Genomic DNA, 21,773 nt, shown 5'->3' with positions numbered 1-21,773 from the left:
CGAAATCATCAGCCACCCGCGCCCGCCCAAAGGAACCGTCTACATCGGCCTCAACGGCACGGGCAGGCAACCGTCCACGAAGTCCTGAGACATGAACCGTCCACGATCAGTTGAGACATGAAGTGTCAACGATGAGGTGAGACAGCACAGGGCTTCAGGGCAACCCGATCTGATAGCGCAACGTGGGGCGCGGCGTGCGGTCAGGCGACGCGGGTGATCTCCACGCTGACGCTGAGGGCCGATCCCCCGCCGCCGGACAGGATGCCCTTGAGCGGCGGCACGTCGCGGTAGTCGCGGCCCCGGGCCACGGTGACGTGGAAGTCCCCCGCGGGTTTGTGGTTGGTCGGGTCCCAGCTGCGCCATTCGCCGTCCCACCACTCGAGCCACGCATGCGACTGGCCGGCAACTGTCTCGCCGAGCTCCGCCGTCGAACGCGGGTGAAGGTAACCGGACACGTAGCGGGCCGGGATACCGCAGCTGCGCAGTGACCCGATGGCGAGGTGCGCCAGGTCCTGGCAGACGCCCTGCCGCTGGTTCCAGGCCTGTTCGGCGTTGGTGGTGACGCCGGTGGAGCCCTTCATGTAGGTCATTTCACCGCGCATCCAGGCAAAGACCGCCATGGCGGCCTCGTGCGGCGATTTCCCGTCGACGACGCCGGGAATGATGGCGAGCACCTCGGAGCCGGGGCCTGTCAGCTGGGACTGGGGAATCCAGTCGCTGAACTGGTTCAGGGTTTCCGGTGCGGCCAGGACGTCCCAGCCGACGATGTCGGCCTCGGTTGCGATCTTCTCGACCCGGTGCACCTCGACGGTGGTGGTGGACAGCACCTCGAGGTGCTCGTGCGGCATCTGCATGTCGAAGGCGGTCACCCGGGTGCCCCAGTAGTCGCGGTAGCTGCTCAGGGCCGCCTGTGAGGGCGAAACCTTCATGGAGGACTCAAGTACCACCTGCTGCGGGTCCGTCAGCGGGGTCATCCGGGCCTCGTTGTAGGACAGGGTCACGCGTTTGTTGTACTTGTAGGCCGTCTTGTGGACGATGTTCAGCCGGGTCATGAAACTTCTCCCACCCAGGCCAGTTCGTCTGCCTGATTGAAGTACTTACGGGAAATGGCGTCCGAGGCCTGCGACACGGCCTTTTGCACCCGCTCCATGTGCTCCGGCAGCTCCGACATGAGGTCATCGGTGCGGTGGAACTCCAGGAAGGTGCGGGCCTGCCCGACGATCCGGCGGGCGTCGTTGATGAAGCCGACGCGCTGGGCCGAGGGGTCGAGCTTTGCCAGGCACTCGTCGGCGTCGCGCAGCGCGTAGACGATGGACCGCGGGAACAGCCGGTCCAGCAGCAGGAATTCGGCCGCGTGCTGGTCCCCGAACGCAGCCCGGCGGGTCCGCAGGAAGGATTCGTAGGCCCCGGCGCAGCGGAGCATGTTCACCCAGGACATGCCGGCCGAGAGGACATCGCGGGTGGAGAGCATGCGCGCGGTCATGTCCGCACGCTCCAGCGACCGGCCCAGGACCAGGAACTGCCAGCTCTCGTCGTGGCTGACGGTGGTGTCGGCGAGGCCGCTGACCATGGCGGTGCGCTCCAGGACCCAGTTGCAGAACCGGTAGGTGCCCACCACGTCCTTGCGGTGCTGGTTGAGCCCGTAGTAGGTCGTGTTGAGGCTTTCCCAGAGCCCGGAGGAGACGGTCTCGCGGGCTCGGCGGGCGTTTTCCCGTGCGGCACCGAGGGAACCGGCAATGGAGGTGGCACTCTGCTTGTCGTAGGCGAGGGCGTTGAGCAGTTCGGGCAGGCCGAAATCGTCGCTTTGTGCGCGGGCACCCATGACGGCGAGGAGTTCCTGCGCCACGCTGCGCTGTTCCTCCATGGGCAGATGGTTGAGCCGTTCGAGGTGGACGTCGAGGATCCGGGCGGTGCCGTCGGCCCGTTCCACGTAGCGGCCGATCCAAAACAGTGACTCGGCAATACGGCTAAGCATTCGCGGTTACCTCCTGCGCGTCAGAAATTTGCTGCTGCTGCTGTTGCTGCTCTTTCTGGCTGTCGCGCCAGTTGCTCTCCACCGGCCAGACCGAAACCCGCTCGCGGACTGCGATGGTGGGCCGCGGGATCACTTCGACGGGGACCTGCGGGGAATCGGCCAGGACCCACGTGTCCTTGGAACCGCCGCCCTGGCTGGAATTGACGATCAGCGATCCCTCCTTGAGCGCCACGCGGGTCAGTCCGCCGGGGAGAACCCAGACGTCCTCGCCGTCGTTGACGGCGAAGGGGCGCAGGTCCACGTGCCGGGGGCCGAACTTGTCGCCGCTGAGCGTCGGCACCGTGGACAGCTGCAGGACCGGCTGGGCGATCCATCCGCGGGGGTCGGCGATGATCCGCTTGCGCAGGGCGTCGAGTTCGTCCCTGGACGCGTCCGGGCCGATCACGAGGCCCTTGCCGCCCGAGCCGTCCACCGGTTTGACCACGAGCTCGTCCAGGCGGTCCAGGACGTGTTCCCGGGCCTCCTTCTCTTCGAGCCGGAACGTGTCCACGTTGGCGATCACGGGCTCCTCGTTGAGGTAGTACCGGATGAGGTCGGGCACGTAGCTGTAGACCAGCTTGTCATCGGCGACGCCGTTGCCCACGGCGTTGGCGATCGTGACGCCGCCGGCGCGGGCGGCGTTGACCAGGCCGGGGCAGCCGAGCATGGAGTCGGCACGGAACTGCAGCGGGTCCAGGAATTCGTCGTCGATGCGTTTGTAGATGACGTCCACGCGCTGCTCGCCCGCGGTGGTGCGCATGTAGACCCGGTTGCCGCGGCAGATGAGGTCGCGGCCCTCGACGAGTTCGACACCCATGAGTCCGGCGAGCAGGGTGTGCTCGAAGTAGGCGCTGTTGAACACGCCGGGGGTCAGGACCACCACGGTGGGATCGTCGACGCCGGAGGGCGCCGTCTTCCGCAGGGCGGACAGGAGCCGGCGGGGGTACTCCTCGACCGGGCGGATGAGCTGCTGACCGAAAGCCTCGGGCAGGCCCTTGGCCATGGCCCGGCGGTTCTCGAGGACGTAGCTGACGCCCGAGGGTACGCGCACATTGTCCTCCAGGACCCGGAACGTGCCCTCGGCGTCGCGGACGACGTCGATTCCGGAAATGTGGACCCGGACGCCGCCGGCCGGCTCAAAGCCGTGCACCTGGCGGTGGAAGTGCGCGCTCGTCGTGACGAGCTGGCGCGGGATGACGCCGTCGGACACCACGGTCATCTTGTCGTAGACGTCATTGAGGAAGGCTTCAAGGGCGCGGACGCGCTGGGCCACACCGCGTTCCAGGACGCTCCACTCATCGGCGGGGATCACGCGGGGGACGATGTCCAGGGGGAAGGGCCGTTCCTCACCCGCGAAGTCGAAGGTCACGCCGCGGTCCAGGAAGGTCCGGGCCATGGAATCGGCGCGGGCGCTGACGTCAGCCAACGAGAGTTCGCGCAGGGCCAGGGCCACCTGCCCGTAAGATCTCCGGGCCTGCTGGCCGGGGGCAAACATCTCGTCGTAGGCGCCGGTGCGGCCGGCGGCCTCGGAGTATTCCTGGAATAGGTCAGACATGGTCACTAGCCAACCACTTTTTTGTTGCGAAATCATTTCGGCGGCCCGCGGCGCGGCGCTCAGTGCTGGCCGCGCAGTCCGGGCCACCTGCCGGGACGGCCGCGGTTACGGGTTTTCCGGCCGGGTACGGCAATGTAGGGGCGTGCCCCCCAAGAGATCCGCCCCCGCCTCAGCCCTGAGAGACGCCGCGCCAGGCCTGGCCGGCGCCGCGGCGGCCGTCGCCGTCGCCGTCGCCGCCCACCTGCTCCTTCCCGCGCTGCCGGCGATGACAATGGCCGTGCTCCTCGGGCTGCTGGCGGCCAACCTGCCGGGCGTGTCTGGCTGGACCGCCGGGCCGGCGCGGCCCGGGCTGGACTTCGCCGGCAAGCACCTCATGCGGGCCGGGATCGTGCTGCTGGGGCTGAAAGTCAGCCTCGGCGACGTGCTGGGCCTGGGCTGGGCTGCGCTCCTGCTCGTGACCGCCGTCGTGCTGGCCGCTTTCGCCGGGACGTACGGAATCAGCAGACTCTTCCGGCTGCCGCCCCGCGTGGCGCTGCTGGTGGCCACGGGATTCGCCATCTGCGGGGCGTCCGCGATCGGGGCGATGGCCGCCGTGCGCCGAATCCGGCAGGAGGAAACCGTGCTGCCGGTGGCACTCGTGACCCTGTGCGGCACGCTGGCGATCGGTGTGCTGCCGCTGCTCGCGCGGCCGCTGGGCCTGGGTCCGGAGATCTTCGGGGCGTGGACCGGCGCCTCCGTCCACGACGTCGGGCAGGTGGTCGCCACCGCCCAGACCGCCGGCACCGCGGCGCTGGCCGTCGCCGTCGTCGTCAAACTCACCCGGGTGATCCTGCTGGCACCGATGGTTGCCGCCGCGGGCTTCCATCACCGGCTGGGCACCGCAGCCGACGGCGCCAAGCGCCCCCCGGTGGTCCCGCTGTTCGTCATCGGATTCGTGGCCCTGGCGGGCCTGCGCACCGCCGGGTGGCTCTCCCCCGCGGCCCTGGACGCGGCCGCCGCCGTCCAGGACCTGCTGCTCGGCATGGCGCTGTTCGGGCTGGGCTCCGCCGTCCGGGTGGGCCAGCTGCTGCACACTGGCGCACGCGCGCTGCTGGCCGCGCTGGCGTCCTGGCTGCTGATCGCCCTGCTGGGCCTGGCGGCCGCCTTCCTGATGTTCCCGCCGGCGTGACCGGGCACACACGCTCCCGTGATTAGATAGCGGGGTGTCAAACCAGAATCTGAGCCGCGACGAGGCCGCGGACCGCGCCGCCCTCATCACCACTCACAGCTACGATGTCTCCCTCGACGTCCGGCAGGCGGCCGACCCGAACGTCGCCGGCTACACGAGCCGCAGCATCATCTCCTTCTCGGCCAGCGAACCCGGCGCGACGACCTTCGTGGATTTCATCGCCGGCAGCGTGCACAGCGTCTTCCTCAACGGCAAGGGACTCGCCGTCGCCGACGTCGTGGACGGTTCCCGGATCCGGCTCGAAAACCTGCAGCCGGAGAACCAGGTCACCATCACGGGAACCGCCCTGTACAGCACCTCCGGTGAAGGCATGCACCGCTTCGTCGATCCCGCCGACGGCCAGTGCTACCTCTACACGCAGTATGAACCCGCCGACGCCCGCCGGGTGTTCGCGAACTTCGAACAGCCCGACCTGAAGGCCGAGTTCACCTTCCACGTCATGGCCCCCTCCGACTGGCAGGTGTCCTCCAACGGCGCCGAGGTGCTGCGCACCCAACTGACGAGTGATCCCGCCACGAGCCGCTGGGACTTCGCGCCCACCAAGGCGATGTCCACCTACATCACCACCGTCCTCGCCGGACCGTACTTCAAGGCCGAGGACGCCTGGCGCGGCACGCTCGCCGACGGCACCGTTCTGGACGTACCGCTGGCGCTCTACTGCCGAGCCTCCATGGCCGCGTCCTTCGACACCGACGCCCTGTTCCGCCTCACCAGGAACGGGCTGTCCTTCTTCAACGAACTCTTTGATTTCCCTTACCCGTGGGGCAAATACGAGCAAGCGTTCGTCCCTGAGTACAACCTCGGCGCCATGGAAAACCCGGGCCTGGTGACCTTCACCGAAAGCTACGTCTTCACCTCCCGGGCCGCCGATTCGCAGTACCAGGCCCGCGCCAACACGCTCCTGCACGAGATGGCGCACATGTGGTTCGGGGACCTCGTCACCATGAAGTGGTGGGATGATTTGTGGCTCAAGGAATCCTTCGCTGATTACATGGGCACCCTCGGCGTGGACCGGACCACGGACTGGGACACGGCCTGGGTGAACTTCGCCAACAACCGTAAGGCGTGGGCCTACGTCCAGGACCAGCTGCCCACCACCCACCCGATCGTCGCCGACATCCCGGACCTGGAAGCCGCGAAGCAGAACTTCGACGGCATCACCTACGCCAAGGGCGCATCGGTGCTCAAGCAGCTGGTGGCCTACGTCGGGTTCGAAGCCTTCATCGCCGGGTCCCGCCAGTACTTCCGGGACCACGCCTACGGCAACACCACCCTCGCCGAACTGCTGGCCGCCCTCAGCGCCGCGTCCGGCCGCGACCTCAGCGAATGGGCCCGCCAATGGCTCCAGACCTCCGGCATCTCCACCCTGTCCAGCGAAATCACCGAATCCACCGAATCCACCGAAGACAGCAGCGCGCTCAGCTCCGTCGCCGTCCTGCAGGACGCCGTGGATCCCACCACCGGCCGGCAGGAGCCCCGCCCGCACCGGCTGCGGATCGGCCTCTACGATTTCGACGACGCCGGCGCCTTGGTCCGCACTGACAGCGTCGAGACCGATGTTCGCGGCGCCCGGACCGATGTGACCGCGCTGGCCGGCAAACCGCGCCCTGCGCTGCTGCTGGTCAATGACGAGGACCTCAGCTACGCCAAGGTCCGGCTGGACCCGCATTCCGAGGCCACTGTCCGCGGCTCCCTGGACAAGCTGGACGACCCCATGGCGCGGGCGCTGTGCTGGACGGCGCTGTGGGACTCGGCCCGGGATGCCGTCACACCGGCCGCACTCTACGTCGACGCCGTCGAGCGCTTCGGGCCCGCCGAGCCGGGCATCGGCGTCCTCCTCAATGTCCTGGGCAATGCCTCGACGGCAGTGGAACGCTACGTGCCCCGGGGCCAGCGCGATGCCGTGCGCCACGGCTTCCTCACCACGGCCGCCGAACAGCTGCACGCGGCAGCGCCGGGTTCCGACCAGCAATTGGCCTGGGCCCGGACCCTTGCCGCAACCAGCCGCTACGACGCCGGCCAGCTGGACCTGCTCAGGGGCATCCTGGACGGTAGCACGGTGATCGATGGCCTCGCCGTGGACGCCGAACTGCGCTGGAATCTCTGGCATGCCCTGGCGGCCAACGGCCAGGCCCCGCAGGAGCAGCTCGACCAGGAGCTCGCCCGGGACAACACGGCGGCAGGCAAGTCCGGGCACGCCACGGCCCTCGCCGCGCGCCCCGAGGCATCCGTCAAGGCGGCCGCCTGGGAGGCCGCCGTCCACGGCACCGGCCTGTCCAACCAGCTCCTCGGCGCCACGATTGCCGGGTTCAACACCGGCGCGGCCTCCCTGCTGGCCGGGTTCATCGACCCGTACTTCGAATCCCTCGAGGACGTCTGGGCGGACCGGAGCATCGAGATCGCCAGCCGGATTATCCGCGGCTTCTACCCCGCGGCACAGGACCTGGACGGCGGAACGCCCGAAACCCACGCCGTGATTGTCCGCACCGACCAGTGGCTGGCCGCCCACCCTGATGCGCCGCGTGCCCTGCGCCGGATCATCATCGAACAGCGCAGCCAGCTGCACCGTTCCCTCAGGGCGCAGGCACTGACAGCACCGGCCCAGGCACCATCGACTGCTCCGTAACGGCCCTTTTGACGGCTGAAATCGGCGGCTGGGCCCACGCCGGCAGGGTTCCCTGGCCGAGCTTGCGAGGCGAGGGTGCCGGTGGGGAGCAGCCGATGGGGATGAAGGCTGTTAGGGAGCGGGCTTCTTAAAGAACAGGCTCCTACGGGACCCGGTGCAGCCACTCCGTGGTGCCGAACTTGGTCTCCACGCGGCGGCGGGCGGCCTCCAGCTCTGCGTCGGTGAGGATGGACGGTGTCGCGCCGTAGCGTTCGGCGAAGACGTCCATCATCGCTGCAACGATTTCGGCGCGGGCCAGGCCGGTCTGGCGGCGGAGCGGATCCACGCGCTTCTTGGCGCTCCTGGTGCCCTTGTCGGACAGTTTCTCCTTGCCGATCCGCAGGACCTCCACCATCTTGTCGGCGTCGATGTCGTAGCTCATGGTGACGTGGTGCAGCATGCCGCCGTTGGCGAGTCGCTTCTGCGCGGCGCCGCCGATCTTGCCGTGCTCGGTGGCGATGTCATTGAGCGGCACGTAGAAGGCGCTGATGCCGACCTTTTCCAGGGCCGCCATCACCCAGGCGTCGAGGAAGCGGTAGGAGTCCGCAAAGCTGATGCCGTCCACGAGGGTCTGCGGGAGGTACAGCGAGTAGGTGATGCAGTTTCCGGCCTCCATGAACATCGCTCCCCCGCCGCTAATCCGCCGGACCACGCTGATGCCGTGCCGGGCCACGCCCTCGGGATGGAGTTCGTTGCGGACGGACTGGAAGCTGCCGATCACCACGGAGGGCTCCTCCCAGTCCCAGAACCGCAGGGTGGGATTGCGCCGCCCGGCGCCGACTTCCTCGGTGAGGACCTCATCCAGGGCGACGTTGACGTGGGTGGGGAGGACGGACGGGGCGATGATGTTCCAGTGGTGGTCCGACCAGCCGGTGGCCTTCGCCAGGGCGCGGCGGACGGTGACGGCGACGGCGTCGGCGGAAAAACCGAACAGCACGGTGCCTTCGGGCAGCGCCGCCGTCACGGCGTCCGCGATGTCCGCGGCACTGGTCTCAACGGGCAGCCCGGTGAGCGCCCGGTTAATCTCCGGCAGCGCCTCGTCGGGTTCGAGGAAGAAGTCCCCGCTCAGCGAGACGTGGGCCAGGACGCCGTCGACGACGTCGAAGTCGGCGACCACGAGCTTGCCGCCCGGGACCTTGTACTCGCCGTGGTGACGGCCGCCGCCGTCGTCGTCGGGGCTGGGGGCGGTGGCCGCGGGATGGGATGTCATGACCTCCATCCTGCCGCATGCGTCCGGGAACCCGGGAACCCGGGTCGCCCGGTTAGCCGGAACGGCAGCAGAGACGCAGAAAGCCCGCACCGTTGCCGGTGCGGGCTTTCCGTAAGACCTTGGGGAAGAAAGTTACTTCTTGCCGCCGAAGCCCTTGAAGCGAGCGTTGAAGCGCTCGACGCGGCCTGCGGAGTCCATGATGCGCTGCTTGCCCGTGTAGAACGGGTGGGACTCGGAGGAGATTTCGACGTCGATGACCGGGTAGGTTTTGCCGTCTTCCCACTCGATGGTCTTCGAAGAAGACACGGTGGACTTGGTCAGGAACTTGACGCCGGAAGCCAGGTCGTTGAAAACAACAGCTTCGTACTTCGGGTGAGTATTAGACTTCATAATTGGACCTTTGTTCGCACAACTGGATTTTGCCAGTTGCCAGGTATGAATGGGATGGCCGGCGGAAAGCACCGGACGGCCAGCTATCAATGATAGCCGATCCCCGGACCGCTGACGAACACCATTGGCGCACGTCAGCGCGGCGCGGCCGCCGCACGATGCAGGGGCCTCAGTCCTTCGGGCGGAGCTCCCAGAACGCCACCGCCGACGCCGCGGCGACGTTGAGCGAATCGACGCCCGGGCGCATCGGGATTTTCACTGCGAGGTCGACGGCGGCCAGGGTTCCTTCGCTCATGCCCGCGCCTTCCGTGCCCAGCACCAGGGCCAGCCGCTCCGGGCGGCGCGCCGCGAGCACGTCGAGGTCCACCGCGTCATCCGTGAGTTCCATGGCCGCCACGGTGAAGCCTTGCTCCTGCAGCGCGGCCAGGCCTTCCGCCCAGTCCTCCAGCCGGGCCCACGGAATCTGGAACACGGTGCCCATGCTGACCCGCACGCTGCGGCGGTAGAGCGGATCCCCGCAGCGCGGCGAGACCAGGACGGCATCCACGCCCAAGGCCGCGGCCGAGCGGAAAATGGCCCCGACGTTCGTGTGGTCCACGATGTCCTCCAGCACCGCAACCCGGCGGGCTCCGGCGAGCAGGTCCGCCAGCGGCACCGGGGCGGGCCGGTGCATGGCGGCCATGGCGCCGCGGTGCAGATGGAAACCGGTGATTTGCTCCAGCAGCGCCGCGGGGCCGATGTAGGCCGGGACGTCCGGGTACTGCTCAAAGACGTCGGCGAGGTCCCCGGCCCACTTCTCGGCCAGGAAAAAGGACCGCGGCCGGTGCCCTGCGGCCAGGGCCCGGCGCAGGACGCGGGAGGACTCGGCGATGTACAGGCCCTCGGCGGGTTCCCGGATTTTACGCAGGTGCACGTCCGTGAGCTGCGTGTAGTCCGCAACCCGCGGGTCGTCGGCGGATTCAAGAAAGTGAAAGGTCACGGGCAGGTCATTCCTGGGAGGCTGTTGGAAGGGCTATTTGAACAGGTTGGCGGTCATGAACCCCAGCGCCACCAGGCCCAGGGTGAAGATGACCCCGCGCAGGACCGCCGGGGAGAGCCGGCGCCCCACCCTGGAGCCAATCACGCCGCCGATCAGGGAGCTCACGGCGATCAGCCCGACCACACCCCAGTCGATCCGGTCGAAGGCGAACAGGAGGTAGGAGGCTGCGGCCACCACGTTCACGCCCAGGACCAGGAAGTTCTTCATCGCGTTGGCGTTCTGGATGGTCCCGGTCATGAACACGCCCAGGATGCCGACTAACAGGATGCCCTGGGCCGCGACGAAGTAGCCGCCGTAGACGCCGGCGAGGTACACCAGCACCACGAGCAGGACACCGTGGCGGCGGTCCCGGATCGCGTGCTCGGGGTTCTCCTCGCGGTTCCTCACCCACCGCTGCAGCCGCGGCTGGAAGACCACCATCAGCAGGGCCAGCACGATCAGGACGGGGGCGGCGTAGTAGAAGACTTTCTCGGGCAGGTGCAACAGCAGATAAGCGCCGGTGACGGCACCCAGCAGGGAGGCCGGCAGGAGCCGGAGCAGCTGCTTGCCGCGGCCCTCGAGTTCTTTCCGGTAGCCCCAGGCGCCGGTGGCGTTGCCGGCCACGAGCCCCATGGCGTTGCTGATGGAGGCCGTGACGGGGGCGTAGCCCAGGGCGATCAGCACCGGGAACGTGACCAGGGTGCCGGATCCGACGACGCTGTTGATGGTGCCCGCCCACAGCCCGGCGAAGAATATGAGGGCGCTATTGAGGAGCTCCACGCGCGGTCAGCGGCCCCGTCAGCGGCTGGCGGTCGCGGTGTACCGGCCCGCGTTGACGCTGACGTCCAGCGGCAGGCCGAACGTTTCGCTCAGGTTTTCCGCCGTGAGGACCTCCTGCAGCGGGCCGGAAGCCACGACGCCGCCGTCGCGCATGAGCATCGCGTGCGTGAAGCCCGGGGGCACTTCTTCGAGGTGGTGGGTGACCAGGACGATCGCCGGGGCGGCGTCGTCGCGGGCGAGTTCGCTCAGGCGCTGGACCAGGTCCTCGCGGCCGCCGAGGTCGAGCCCCGCGGCCGGCTCGTCCAGGAGCAGGAGCTCGGGATCGGTCATGAGGGCGCGGGCAATCTGGACGCGCTTGCGCTCCCCCTCGGAAAGCGAGGCGAAGGGGCGGTTGAGCAGCGGGCCCATCCCCCACTCGTTCAGCAGCCCGAAGGCGCGCCGCTCGTCGTCCTTCTCGTAGCCCTCGCGCCAGCGGCCGGTCACGCCGTACGCGGCGGTGACCACCACGTTGAGGACCTTCTCGTGCTCGGGGATCTGGCTGGCCAGCGCAGCGGAGGACAGCCCGATCCGGGGGCGGAGCTCGAAGACGTCGACGGCGCCGAGGACTTCCTCGAGGATGCCCGCCATTCCGGAGGTCGGGTGGATGCGGGCCGCGGCCAGCTGGAGGAGCGTGGTCTTGCCGGCGCCGTTGGGGCCCAGGATCACCCAGCGTTCGCCCTCTTTGACCTGCCAGTCGACCTTGTCCAGGAGCGTCTTCGCCCCACGTACAACACTGACCCCGGCCATTTCAAGAACATCACTCATAGGAGTAGACACTAGGACAAAAAAGCGGGTGACTGATAACCGGCGCCGCGCCCTGCCGTGGAGCGTCACGCGGCGCCTGCCCGGGCGCAACGAATTCGGGCCGCCCGCCGCCCGCTCGCTAGGATTGAGGCCATGAGTTCGAACGTGACCGCAGTGAGCTACGGCCTGAAACTGTCCCTTCCCGACATCCAGCGGCTGCGTTCGCTCCTGACGGCCGCCGGGCTGGGCGTCGGGGCGGAAACCCGGACCGGCGACGCCCGCTTCGAGGTATACGCCGTCGACTGCGCACTGGACAGTGTGCAGGACGACTCACTGGACTCCTCCCGGGGCGACTCCCAGGCCGGCGGAGCGGACAGCCGCCCGGACACCGGACGGGACGGACGGACTGCCGACGCCGCCACAGCCGCCGCGGTTGCGGAAGCCCGCCTGGACGGTGCGCGCCGTGCGCTGGCGGCCGCCGGCATCGAGGGCGTCGACACGGCCCTGGTTCCGGCAGCACTGCGCAGCGCGCCCCGGAAGTTCCTCATCATGGACGTGGACTCCACCCTCATCCAGCAGGAAGTAATCGAGCTGCTGGCCGCCTACGCCGGCAAGCGCGAGGAAGTGACGGCGGTGACCGAGGCGGCCATGCGCGGCGAGCTGGACTTCGCCCAGAGCCTGCACGCCCGGGTGGCGGTCCTCGCGGGGCTGCCCGCGGACGTCGTCGAGTCGGTCCGCGCCGAGGTCAGGCTGACCGAGGGCGCCGCCGAGCTGGTGGCGGCGTTCCAGGCTGCCGGCCATGCCGTGGCCGTCGTGTCCGGCGGCTTCAACCAGATCCTCCGGCCGATCGCCGAAGACCTGGGGCTGCACTACTGGATCGCGAACGAACTCGAAATCGTCGACGGCGCCCTGACCGGCAAGGTGCTCGGCGACGTGATCGACCGGGCGGCCAAGGAGAAGTACCTGCGCGAATGGGCTGCGGCCGAGGGCATCCCGATGGAACACACGATCGCCGTGGGCGACGGCGCGAACGACCTCGACATGCTGGGCGCCGCCGGGATCGGCATCGCCTTCAACGCGAAGCCGGCCGTCCGCGCTGCCGCGGACGCCGCCGTCAACCTTCCCTATCTTGACGCCGTCCGGTATATCGCCGGAGTCTGATGCATTAACCGGGAAGGCACGTCCCGGCAATGTTTAGTCAAACATTGCCGGGACGTGCCTTCCCTACGCGCCATCCCGGCGCGCGTGGCGGCCTGCGCCTAGCTGGAGCTCTTATCCGCTGCCTGGTCCGCGGTCTTACCGAAATAATCCGCACCGCCAACGTATTCCGTGTGGCCGGTTTCGACGTCGGCCGAGGCCATCTTGGCGACCTCCGCTGCAAACTCCTTGACCGAGTACAGCTTGCCGGCTTCTGCGCGGCGGGCCTCGATGGCGCCGGGGTTGGACCGGTCAAGCAGGGTGGCCGTGACGGTGCCCTCGATCATGTCGCCGGAGACGACCACGAGCGTGATCCCCTTCTCGGCCAGGTTCGGGACCAGTGCCCGGAGTGCATCCTCGCCGGCGCGCTTGCTGCGGGCCACGGGCTCGTACTCGGGCATGGTGGGCACCGTGTCGATGAAGTGGGCCTGGTGGCTGGTCACGAAGACCACGCGCGAGCCGTGGGGCATGAGCGCGACGGCGGCGTTGAGCATGTTCACCTGGGCGTCGCGGTTCAGCTTCAGCGCGTAGCCCTCTTCCATGCCGGTCTCCATGCCGCCGGAGGCGTTGAGGACCAGGAGGTCGAGCGAGCCGAAGTTCTCCATCGCGGCGCTGGCGAGGGCCTGGACGCCTTCCTGGGTGGTGAGGTCCGCCCCGACGGCCGCGGCACGGCCGCCGTCGGCTTCGATCTCGGCGACGACCTTGTTGGCGCGCGGCGCCTTCTGGCGGTAGTTGACGACGACGGCCGCACCCTCGGCGGCGAGGATTTTGGCCACTTCGGCGCCGATTCCGCGCGACGAACCGGTCACGATCGCAGTCTTGTTCTCCAGCAGTCCCATACGAGCTCCTTTGTTCCAAACGTCCAAATACTGTGGGTCTGCAATCCATCATGCCAGCGGACCGCGCCATTACAGTTGTTCAGCATCCACAAAGAAGCCCCGGCGGCGTAGTTCCGTCGACACGTGGCTTGAACATGCCGGGGGTGGGTCAGCCGCGGTCGATCCGGATCTTCGTCGTCGCTTCACCGGTCACAACCTTGGGCGCCGGTGCGCGGACTTCCAGGACGCCGTCCTTGTACGTGGCGGTGATGTCTTCTTCCCTCACCCCTGCGGGCAGCGCGATGCTCCGGGCGGCCCGGCCGTAGCGGAACTCCGAGCGGTAACCGTCCTTGCTCTTGTGCTCGGACGACTCCCGCCGCTCCACCGCAATATTTAGCACGCCCTCGCCGACCGAGACGTCGACGTCCCGGTCCGGGTCGATCCCCGGCGCTTCCGCCCGCACCACCAGGGTGGTGCCCTCCTGGAACTGTTCGATCTTGATCCCTGGCGCTATGGACAGATCACCGTCAAGGAAGCGGCGGACCGGTTCCAGCATGTCCGAGGGCGTCCATTTGCTGAGATCACTCATGATTTCCTCCTGCGTCCACGCCCCTGCCGCGGCATGGTCAGGGGCTGTGAGCCCATTACACGCTCCAGGAGCCCCGGAGCCAAGGGCAAAAAGGCCCGGCGCGGAACCCGGCCCGGAACCCGGCCCGGAAAACTGTGCGTCTCCAGTGGCCCGGTCCGGGTTGCAATAGACAGCGGACTCAGAACAAGCGGACACAGAACAGCGGACGACGGCGGAATCCGCCGTCGTCCGCTGTGCTCAGCAGGAGTCCTGCGTCGTCCTGCTGTGTCAGGGGCTAGTGGCCCATTCCGAGGCCGCCGTCGACCGGAATGACCGCACCGGAAATGTAGGACGCCTCGTCGCTGGCGATCCAGCGCACGACGTTGGCGACCTCGGAGGCCTCGGCGAAGCGGCCGGCGGGAACCTTGGTCAGGTAGTCCTTCTGCGTGGCCTCGGGCAGCTCGGCCGTCATGTCGGTGTTGATGAAGCCGGGCGCGACGACATTCGCGGTGATCCCGCGTGCGCCGAGCTCGCGGGTGAGCGACCGGGCGATGCCCACCAGGCCTGCCTTGGAGGCGGAGTAGTTGATCTGGCCCGGCGCGCCGTAGAGGCCGGAGACGGAGGAAATCAGCACCACGCGGCCCTTGCGCGCCCGGATCATGCCCTTGGATGCGCGCTTGATCACCCGGAAGGCGCCCGTGAGGTTCGTGTCGATCACCGAGGTGAAGTCGTCTTCGCTCATCCGCATCAGGAGCGTGTCCTTGGTGATGCCGGCATTGGCCACAAGGACTTCCACCGGGCCGTGGGCGGCTTCGACTTCCGCGAACGCGGCGTCCACCGACGCTTCGTCCGTGACGTCCGCTTTGACGCCGAGGATGCCCTCGGGCAGCGACGATTCGCTGCGGAAGGTCACGGCCACCTTGTCGCCGTTGGCCAGGAAGGACTCGGCGATGGCCAGGCCGATCCCGCGGTTTCCGCCGGTGATCAGAACGCTGCGGCCAGTGGTGGATGTGTCAGTCATATGGGGCTCCGGGATTCTGCGGCAGGGAGGGCCGCGCTGGGGGCTGGAATTTTCCTGCCTCCGATCTTAGCGCCCGGTGCGCTTCCGTTTGGGCGGCTCCGCCGATGGTGAGAGAATCGAAGTAAGCCTTGGGAGCGTGATCTGACAGCCGTGACACTCAAAAACCGACCCGGTGCTCATGTGCCCGGGAGGCCGGACTCCGAGTCCGGCGGTACCGAGGTGCACAGCATCACCGACGCCGCTGCTGCGCACTCGGACGAGATGCACCAGCGGATGGTGAAGTATGCCATCGCCATGGGCATCCGCATGGTCTGCCTGATCCTGATTTTTGTCGTGGATGGCTGGTTCAAGCTCCTGCCGATTGCCGGCGCTGTCTTCCTGCCCTGGGTGGCGGTGGTGATCGCCAACGGCAGCGACAAGGCGGAAATCCACAGTGACTCGCTCCTGGACTATGCTCCGCTCGCAGAGCTGGACGCACCGGACACCGCGGGCCCCGCCGGGCAGGATCCAAACGGGCAGGATCTGAGCGACGGCGCAGATGGTTCAGGGACGCTGCTGCAGGGTGAGCTGATCGAAGATGAGAACGACGACGACCACGGACGGGCAGCTTCATGAATCTCTTTGACCTGGCCGGGACCGGTGGTGACAAGGCCGCGGCCCCGGGCACCGTCTGCTCGCGGAAAGCCTGCCGCGCGGCGGCGGAATGGCAGCTGCTGTGGAACAATCCCAAGATCCACACCCCGGAGCGGCGCAAGATCTGGCTGGCGTGCGGGGAGCACCGCGCGTGGCTTGAGGACTACCTCCAGACGCGCGGACTGTGGAAAGAGACTGTGGTCCTCGGCGCAGAGAACGTCCCCCTCCCGCCAGTGACCGCCCCTCTCGACCCGTCAGGCAGGATCGGCTGAATGTACCGCTTTCTCTTCTCCAGTAAATGGCTGGGGTACTTGTTGCTGGCCGCGATTTTCGCTGCCGGCTGCGTTGGGCTGGGCCGGTGGCAGATGGACCGCCGCGCCGAGACCCTGGCCGAAATCAACCGGGTGGTCTCCAACTACTCGGCCACCCCCGTGCCGTTCGCCGATGTCCGCGACCAGTTCAGCCGGCTGAATCCGGAGCGGGAGTGGACCCAGGTGGAACTGAAGGGCAGCTACGACGCCGCCGGCCAGCGCATTGTCCGCAACCGCCCGCTCAACGGCCAGCCCGGCTACGAGGTGGTGGTCCCCTTCAAGCTCCAGTCCGGCGAAACCGTGGTGATCGACCGTGGCTGGCTGCCCATCGGCAACAACACCCCGGGACGGCCCGACTCAGTGCCTGCCCCGCCGCAGGGGCCGGTGACGGTGGTTGCCCGCCTCAAGCCGGCCGAGCCCGAGCTGCAGCGCGGCGCCCCTGACGGACAGCTGGCCTCGATCGACCTTTCCGCCTATTCCGGGCAGCTGGGCTATCCGCTGCTGACGGGCGCCTACGGACAGCTGGCCTCCGAGTCGCCGTCGGTGCAGGACATGCCGTTCCCGTTCCCTAAACCGACCACTGATGAGGGCACCCACCTGTCCTACTCCCTGCAGTGGTTCGCGTTCGGCGTGCTGATGTTCGTCGGGTTCGGCTACGCGGCCAGGCAGCAGGCCCGCAACGCCGCGATCGACGCGGAGGACGCCGAAGCCGAGGCCGCCGAGGGCGTGTTCCTGCACTCCAGCGGCCCGGTGGCCCGCCGTCGTCCTGCTCCGCGGAAGCGCAAGAACGCGACGGCGGAAGAAGAGGAAGACGCCATCCTCGACGCCCAGGGGTTCTGAGCGATGAGCCCTGACGCCTTTCCCGGCCCGGTGGCCAACGTCAAGCGGGCCCTCACCGCCCTGGGCGCCCAGGACACCGTGACGGTGTTCGACGCGAAGGTGCCGACGGCGGCAGCGGCCGCCGCGGCGCTGGGCTGCGATGTCGCGGCGATCACCAACAGCCTGGTGTTTGAGCTCGGGGGCACCCCGCTGCTCATCCTGGCCAGCGGCGCGGCCAAGGTGGACGTCCGCAAGGTCGCGGACCGGCTGGGCACGGGCAAGATCCGTCGTGCCTCCCCCGAGTTCGTCCTGGCCCACACCGGCCAGGAGGTCGGCGGCGTCGCCCCGGTAGGCCACCCGGAGAAGATCCGGACTCTGCTGGATGAGTCGTTGTCGGCCCACCGTGTGCTCTGGGCGGGCGCAGGGGATCACAACTCGATGTTCTCGATCAGCTACGCGGACCTGCACCGGATCACGGCCGCGGAAGAGATGCCGGTCCGCTGACCCTGCTGCCTCGCTGCTGGGGCCACCCGGCTGCCTCGCTGCTGGGGCCGTTTTCAGTGCCGGGAACGGCCCCGGCTGCGGGTCGGTTGGGTCACTTACGCCAGCGTGATGAGGTCCAGGTAGTCTTCGTTCCAGTGGTCCTCGATGCCGTCGGGAAGCAGGACGACACGCTCCGGGTTGAGCGCCTCGACGGCGCCCTCATCGTGGCTCACGAGGACGACGGCGCCGGTGTAGTTGCTCAGGGCCCCGAGGATTTCGGCGCGGCTGGCGGGGTCCAGGTTGTTGGTGGGTTCGTCGAGGAGCAGCACGTTCGCGCTCGAGGCCACGATGGTGGCCAGCGCCAGCCGGGTCTTCTCGCCGCCGGAGAGCACACCGGCGGGCTTGTCGACGTCGTCGCCGGAGAACAGGAATGAGCCCAGGATGTTGCGGACTTCCGCGTCGTTCATGTCCGGGGCGGAGGAGCGCATGTTCTGCAGGACAGTGCGGTCCACGTCGAGCGTCTCGTGCTCCTGCGCGTAGTAGCCCACCTTCAGGCCGTGGCCCGCAACGACTTCGCCGGTGTCCGGCTTGTCGACGCCGGCCAGCATCCGCAGCAGCGTGGTCTTGCCGGCGCCGTTGAGGCCCAGGATGACCACCTTGGACCCGCGGTCAATGGCAAGGTCGACGTCGGTGAAGATCTCCAGCGAGCCGTAGGACTTGCTGAGGCCGTCCGCGGTGAGCGGGGTCTTGCCGCAGGGTGACGGGTCCGGGAAGCGCAGTGCTGCCACGCGGTCGGTCGCGCGGACGGCTTCGAGGCCGCCGAGCAGGCGCTCGGCACGCTTGGCCATGTTCTGGGCGGCGACGGCCTTGGTGGCCTTGGCGCGCATTTTGTTGGCCTGGTCGATGAGGACCTGGGCCTTCTTTTCCGCGTTGGCCCGCTCACGCTTGCGGGCGCGCTCGTCCGTTTCGCGCTGGTTGAGGTAGCGCTTCCAGTCCATGTTGTAGAAGTCGATCTGCGCGCGGTTGGGGTCGAGGAGGAAGACCTTGTTGACCGTCGCTTCGAGCAGTTCGGTGTCGTGGCTGATGACAATCAGCCCGCCCTGGTGGTTCTTGAGGAACTCACGGAGCCAGGAGATGGAATCGGCGTCGAGGTGGTTGGTGGGCTCATCGAGGAGCATGGTTTCGGCGTCCGAATACAGGATGCGCGCAAGCTCCACGCGGCGCCGCTGTCCACCGGACAGGGTCTTGAGCGGCTGGTTCAGCAGCCGGTCCGGCAGGGCGAGGTTCGAGCAGATCGCTGCCGCCTCGGCTTCGGCGGCATAGCCGCCGGCGGCCAGGAATTCGGATTCCAGCCGGTCATAGCGGTTCATCGCCTTGCGCTGGACCGCGGGGTCCTCGCTGGCCATCTCTTCGTGCGCCAGACGGAGCTTGCCCACGGCAATGTCCAGGCCGCGGACGGACAGGATCCGGTCCCGCGCGAGCTGCTCCATGTCCGGGGTGCGGGGATCCTGCGGCAGATAGCCGATTTCGCCGGTGCGGGTTACCTTGCCGGCGGCGGGCAGGCCCTCGCCCGCGAGCACCCGGGTCAGCGTTGTCTTGCCTGCACCGTTACGGCCGACCAGACCGATCTTGTCTCCCTTGTCGATCCGGAAGCTCACCTGGTCCATGAGGAGGCGGGCGCCGGCGCGCAGTTCGAGATCCTGGACGGTAATCAATGCAGCTAAGGCCTTTCACAACAGGGAATGCCGCGGCACGACGGGTGGAGTCTGGGCGGGGCCGGGGCAGGGCGATGCGAGAGCACGGCCTCTGCAAGTCTACCGGCACCACCCCGGCTCCATGACATTGGCATGTATGGCAGTAGGCAGCCGCCGTCGCGATGCTGGCCCGGCCGGCTGGAGGTGTTCATTGGCGGTGCCCTCCAGCAACCGGGCTGCCGGTTAGTGGGGCGCCTACAAAAAACCGTCCGCGCGGCGGCCGTACAGTCAATATCACAATCCATATTTCCGCCGCAGCTCCCTGAGCAGCACCCCGACAGGAACATCATGACGCAAACCGACCGTCCCGCCGCAGCCAGGACCCCGCGCCGCCGGGTCCGCTGGAATGCCACCGACCTTGGCCTCATCGCCGTCTTCGCCGCCCTGGTGGCCGCTTCGGCACTGATCGCCGCCATTCCCGTAGGCGGCCTCGGCGTGCCCATCACGCTGCAGACCCTTGCAGTCATGCTCACGGGCCTGGCTCTGGGCCCGGGCCGGGCCTTCGCCGCCGTCGGCCTGTACCTGCTGCTGGGCTTCGCCGGCCTGCCGATCTTCAGTGGCGGCCGCAGCGGGCTGGGCGTCCTCGCCGGACCCTCCGCCGGCTACATCATCGGGTTCCTGCTGGCCGCCACGGCCGTCGGCTGGCTGACCGTCGTCGTGCTCAAGCGCACCGCCAACCGCAAAGGCAGACTGCGTGCCATCCTCTTGTTCGCCGCCGCCATGGTGAGCAGCATCGTCTTCATCCACGGCCTGGGCATCCTGGGCATGATGGTCAACGCCAAGCTGGACTTCTCCAAAGCCTTCCTGGCCGATCTCGTGTTCTACCCCGGCGACATCATCAAGAACGTCCTGGCCGTCAGCATCGCCTTGGCCCTGCACAAGGCCTTCCCGGACCTGCTGCTGCGCCGTGTCCGGACGGTTGACACCCGCCCGTGAGCATCATCGTCCTGGACCGGGTTTCGGTGCGGGTGCCGGTTGACGGCCGCCCCGCACCCAAGACGCTGCTCCAGGAGTTTTCGCTCGACCTGACGGAACGGCGGATCGGGGTTATCGGGGCCAACGGCTCGGGCAAGTCCACCCTCCTGAGGCTCCTGAACGGCCTCGTGGCACCCAGCGACGGCACCGTGAGAGTCGACGGCGCCGATACCGTCCGGGCCGTCCGTGAGGTCCGCCGCCGCGTGGGCTTCGTGTTCACCGACCCGCTCTCCCAGCTCGTCATGCCCACCGGACGCGAGGATGTGGAACTGTCCCTGCGCCGCTCCATCCGCAACGCCACCGAGCGCAGGGCCCACGCGGAGTCGGTGCTGGAACGGTTCGGTCTCCTGCCGCTGGCGGACCAGAGCATCTACGAGCTCTCCGGCGGCGAACGCCAGCTCCTGGCGCTGGCCGCGGTCCTGGCCGTCGATCCGGAGGTGCTTGTCCTGGACGAGCCGTCCACGCTGCTGGATCTGCGCAACCGCGAACTCCTGCGGCGCACCCTCGCCGGGCTCCGCCAGCAGGTGATCCTGTCCACCCACGACCTCGAGCTGGCCCTGGACATGGACCGCGTCCTGGTGGTGGACGCCGGGAAGGTGGTGTTCGATGGCGAACCGGCAACCGCCGTCGCCCGTTACCGCGCCCTGAGCGCGGCGGGCCTGCCAGCGGCTGACGGCGTCCCAGCAGGCGGTGGGCTCGGCGGCGTAGCCGGCGGCCGGCTGGAGCGGGCCGTGCCCGACCAGGCCCGGCGGGAGCAGGCGTGAGCGGTCACGGCTTCCTGCTGGCGGCGTATGTGCCGGGCTCGTCCCTGGTCCACCGTGCGCCGCTGTGGCTGAAGTTCCTGCTGGTCGTTGGGTGCGGAATGACGTCGTTCCTGATCGCGGACTGGGCCGTGTCGGCCGTCATGCTGGTGCTGCTCTGCGGACTGTTCCTGCTCAGCGGGGCCGGCCCGGCCCGGCTGTTCCGCGCGGTACGTCCGGTTCTTCCGGTACTCGTGGCGATCGGGCTTTTTCAATGGTGGCAGCTGGGCGCACCGACCGCCGCCCGGATCGTCCTGAACGTCCTGGTCTGCGTCGTCGCGGCGTCAATCCTGACCGCCACCACTCCTGTGCAGGCACTCCTCGACGGCGTGGCGTCGCTTGCCCGGCCGTTCCGGCGCTTCGGTGCGGACCCTGAACGCTTCGCCCTGACCATCGCCATCATGCTCCGCAGCATCCCGTTCGTTGCCGGGGCCTACACGGACGTGCGCGACTCGGCCAGGGCCCGCGGACTCGAACGCAACCCGCGGGCCCTGGTGTTGCCCGTCTTCATCAGCACGGTGGCCTTCGCCCGGCAGACCGGCGAGGCCCTCGCCGCCCGTGGACTGGGTGAGCCGGAGGACCCGGAAGACTAGCCCCGGATGGCCGGGCCGCGGTTCCGCTGCCCAGATGGTTGGTGGACATGCCCTCCCCTGGCCGCGAACTGCTCCCCGGGAGTCGGAACTGAATATCTCAGTCCAACTTCCGGGGAGCAGTTCACCGCCGCAAGTGGAGATTTGGCCTATATGTCCAC

Annotated in this window: 22 protein-coding genes; 10 read left to right on the top strand and 12 right to left on the bottom strand. The window is 68.3% G+C overall.

All coding sequences use genetic code 11. The annotated features are described in order from the left end of the window. Nucleotides 1-200 precede the first annotated feature (200 nt). From AC1DN2_RS06395 to AC1DN2_RS06385, 3 genes are read right to left on the bottom strand one after another with little or no spacing between them, the layout of a single operon-like run. Complete coding sequence (locus AC1DN2_RS06395; protein WP_476849649.1) at nucleotides 201-1,052, bottom strand: transglutaminase family protein; 852 nt, start codon at nucleotides 1,050-1,052, stop codon at nucleotides 201-203. Further along, nucleotides 1,049-1,975, bottom strand: a complete 927-nt coding sequence (locus tag AC1DN2_RS06390; RefSeq protein ID WP_026266338.1) for an alpha-E domain-containing protein — start codon at nucleotides 1,973-1,975, stop codon at nucleotides 1,049-1,051. Before AC1DN2_RS06390 ends, AC1DN2_RS06395 begins: the two co-directional genes overlap by 4 nt. After that, nucleotides 1,968-3,569 carry a circularly permuted type 2 ATP-grasp protein gene (locus AC1DN2_RS06385; protein WP_476849648.1) on the bottom strand — a complete coding sequence of 534 codons (1,602 nt, stop codon included), beginning with the start codon at nucleotides 3,567-3,569 and terminating at the stop codon, nucleotides 1,968-1,970. The genes AC1DN2_RS06390 and AC1DN2_RS06385 overlap by 8 nt, the downstream gene beginning before the upstream one ends. A gap of 142 nt (nucleotides 3,570-3,711) precedes the next feature. Between AC1DN2_RS06385 and AC1DN2_RS06380 the strand changes: the two genes are divergently transcribed. Then, nucleotides 3,712-4,737, top strand: a complete 1,026-nt coding sequence (locus AC1DN2_RS06380) for a YeiH family protein (protein WP_476849647.1) — start codon at nucleotides 3,712-3,714, stop codon at nucleotides 4,735-4,737. 34 nt (nucleotides 4,738-4,771) lie between these two features. Beyond that, nucleotides 4,772-7,423, top strand: a complete 2,652-nt coding sequence (gene pepN, locus AC1DN2_RS06375) for an aminopeptidase N (RefSeq protein WP_476849646.1) — start codon at nucleotides 4,772-4,774, stop codon at nucleotides 7,421-7,423. A 142-nt stretch (nucleotides 7,424-7,565) separates the two neighbouring features. On the opposite strand, the gene AC1DN2_RS06370 is transcribed toward pepN, so the two are convergent. The 5 genes from AC1DN2_RS06370 to AC1DN2_RS06350 form a co-directional block, all read right to left on the bottom strand. Further along, nucleotides 7,566-8,672, bottom strand: coding sequence for a lipoate--protein ligase family protein (locus AC1DN2_RS06370; RefSeq protein WP_476849645.1), 1,107 nt, complete (start codon nucleotides 8,670-8,672; stop codon nucleotides 7,566-7,568). Between the two features lie 132 nt (nucleotides 8,673-8,804). Next, a complete protein-coding gene (locus AC1DN2_RS06365; RefSeq protein ID WP_476849644.1) occupies nucleotides 8,805-9,062 on the bottom strand; it encodes a type B 50S ribosomal protein L31 in 258 nt (85 codons plus the stop codon). A gap of 169 nt (nucleotides 9,063-9,231) precedes the next feature. Next, nucleotides 9,232-10,041, bottom strand: coding sequence for a TrmH family RNA methyltransferase (locus AC1DN2_RS06360; protein ID WP_476849643.1), 810 nt, complete (start codon nucleotides 10,039-10,041; stop codon nucleotides 9,232-9,234). 33 nt (nucleotides 10,042-10,074) lie between these two features. Then, nucleotides 10,075-10,860, bottom strand: a complete 786-nt coding sequence (locus tag AC1DN2_RS06355) for a sulfite exporter TauE/SafE family protein (protein WP_476849642.1) — start codon at nucleotides 10,858-10,860, stop codon at nucleotides 10,075-10,077. A gap of 18 nt (nucleotides 10,861-10,878) precedes the next feature. Next, a complete protein-coding gene (locus AC1DN2_RS06350; protein ID WP_476849641.1) occupies nucleotides 10,879-11,664 on the bottom strand; it encodes an ABC transporter ATP-binding protein in 786 nt (261 codons plus the stop codon). 132 nt (nucleotides 11,665-11,796) lie between these two features. Here AC1DN2_RS06350 and serB point away from each other — a divergent pair, with 132 nt between their 5' ends. Continuing rightward, nucleotides 11,797-12,804, top strand: a complete 1,008-nt coding sequence (gene serB / locus AC1DN2_RS06345; protein ID WP_476849640.1) for a phosphoserine phosphatase SerB — start codon at nucleotides 11,797-11,799, stop codon at nucleotides 12,802-12,804. Between the two features lie 98 nt (nucleotides 12,805-12,902). On the opposite strand, the gene AC1DN2_RS06340 is transcribed toward serB, so the two are convergent. From AC1DN2_RS06340 to AC1DN2_RS06330, 3 genes are all read right to left on the bottom strand, one after another. Further along, nucleotides 12,903-13,679: an SDR family oxidoreductase gene (locus AC1DN2_RS06340; RefSeq protein ID WP_476849639.1), complete on the bottom strand. Its 777-nt coding sequence runs from the start codon at nucleotides 13,677-13,679 to the stop codon at nucleotides 12,903-12,905. A 148-nt stretch (nucleotides 13,680-13,827) separates the two neighbouring features. After that, nucleotides 13,828-14,247 carry an Hsp20/alpha crystallin family protein gene (locus tag AC1DN2_RS06335; protein ID WP_028275538.1) on the bottom strand — a complete coding sequence of 140 codons (420 nt, stop codon included), beginning with the start codon at nucleotides 14,245-14,247 and terminating at the stop codon, nucleotides 13,828-13,830. A 274-nt stretch (nucleotides 14,248-14,521) separates the two neighbouring features. Next, nucleotides 14,522-15,247 (bottom strand): beta-ketoacyl-ACP reductase, encoded by a 726-nt coding sequence (locus AC1DN2_RS06330; RefSeq protein WP_230008961.1) that lies wholly within the window; start codon nucleotides 15,245-15,247, stop codon nucleotides 14,522-14,524. Nucleotides 15,248-15,397: 150 nt separating this feature from the next. Here AC1DN2_RS06330 and AC1DN2_RS06325 point away from each other — a divergent pair, with 150 nt between their 5' ends. From AC1DN2_RS06325 to AC1DN2_RS06310, 4 genes are read left to right on the top strand one after another with little or no spacing between them, the layout of a single operon-like run. Beyond that, complete coding sequence (locus tag AC1DN2_RS06325) at nucleotides 15,398-15,862, top strand: DUF3099 domain-containing protein (protein ID WP_028275536.1); 465 nt, start codon at nucleotides 15,398-15,400, stop codon at nucleotides 15,860-15,862. Then, a complete protein-coding gene (locus AC1DN2_RS06320) occupies nucleotides 15,859-16,152 on the top strand; it encodes a hypothetical protein (protein WP_476849638.1) in 294 nt (97 codons plus the stop codon). The genes AC1DN2_RS06325 and AC1DN2_RS06320 overlap by 4 nt, the downstream gene beginning before the upstream one ends. Further along, nucleotides 16,153-17,031 (top strand): SURF1 family cytochrome oxidase biogenesis protein, encoded by an 879-nt coding sequence (locus AC1DN2_RS06315; protein WP_476849637.1) that lies wholly within the window; start codon nucleotides 16,153-16,155, stop codon nucleotides 17,029-17,031. It begins immediately after the preceding gene. Nucleotides 17,032-17,034: 3 nt separating this feature from the next. Beyond that, entirely contained in the window at nucleotides 17,035-17,514 is a 480-nt protein-coding gene (locus AC1DN2_RS06310) for a YbaK/EbsC family protein (protein WP_476849636.1), read from the top strand. 95 nt (nucleotides 17,515-17,609) lie between these two features. Here AC1DN2_RS06310 and AC1DN2_RS06305 read toward each other — a convergent pair whose 3' ends face one another. Further along, nucleotides 17,610-19,208, bottom strand: a complete 1,599-nt coding sequence (locus AC1DN2_RS06305; protein WP_476849635.1) for an ABC-F family ATP-binding cassette domain-containing protein — start codon at nucleotides 19,206-19,208, stop codon at nucleotides 17,610-17,612. Nucleotides 19,209-19,535: 327 nt separating this feature from the next. On the opposite strand from AC1DN2_RS06305, the gene AC1DN2_RS06300 reads away from it, so the two are divergent. The 3 genes from AC1DN2_RS06300 to AC1DN2_RS06290 are packed head-to-tail and all read left to right on the top strand — an operon-like array spanning nucleotide 19,536 to nucleotide 21,615. Next, the gene (locus AC1DN2_RS06300; protein ID WP_476849634.1) at nucleotides 19,536-20,183 is read left to right on the top strand and encodes a biotin transporter BioY; all 648 of its coding nucleotides are present in this window, start codon (nucleotides 19,536-19,538) and stop codon (nucleotides 20,181-20,183) included. Next, on the top strand, nucleotides 20,180-20,986 hold the full coding sequence (locus AC1DN2_RS06295) for an energy-coupling factor ABC transporter ATP-binding protein (RefSeq protein ID WP_476849633.1): 807 nt from the start codon (nucleotides 20,180-20,182) through the stop codon (nucleotides 20,984-20,986). The genes AC1DN2_RS06300 and AC1DN2_RS06295 overlap by 4 nt, the downstream gene beginning before the upstream one ends. Then, on the top strand, nucleotides 20,983-21,615 hold the full coding sequence (locus AC1DN2_RS06290; protein ID WP_476849632.1) for an energy-coupling factor transporter transmembrane component T family protein: 633 nt from the start codon (nucleotides 20,983-20,985) through the stop codon (nucleotides 21,613-21,615). Before AC1DN2_RS06295 ends, AC1DN2_RS06290 begins: the two co-directional genes overlap by 4 nt. Nucleotides 21,616-21,773 lie beyond the last annotated feature (158 nt).

It is taken from the genome of Arthrobacter sp. 01L42, assembly GCF_056400005.1.
This window is presented reverse-complemented; position numbering and strand designations above follow the sequence as displayed.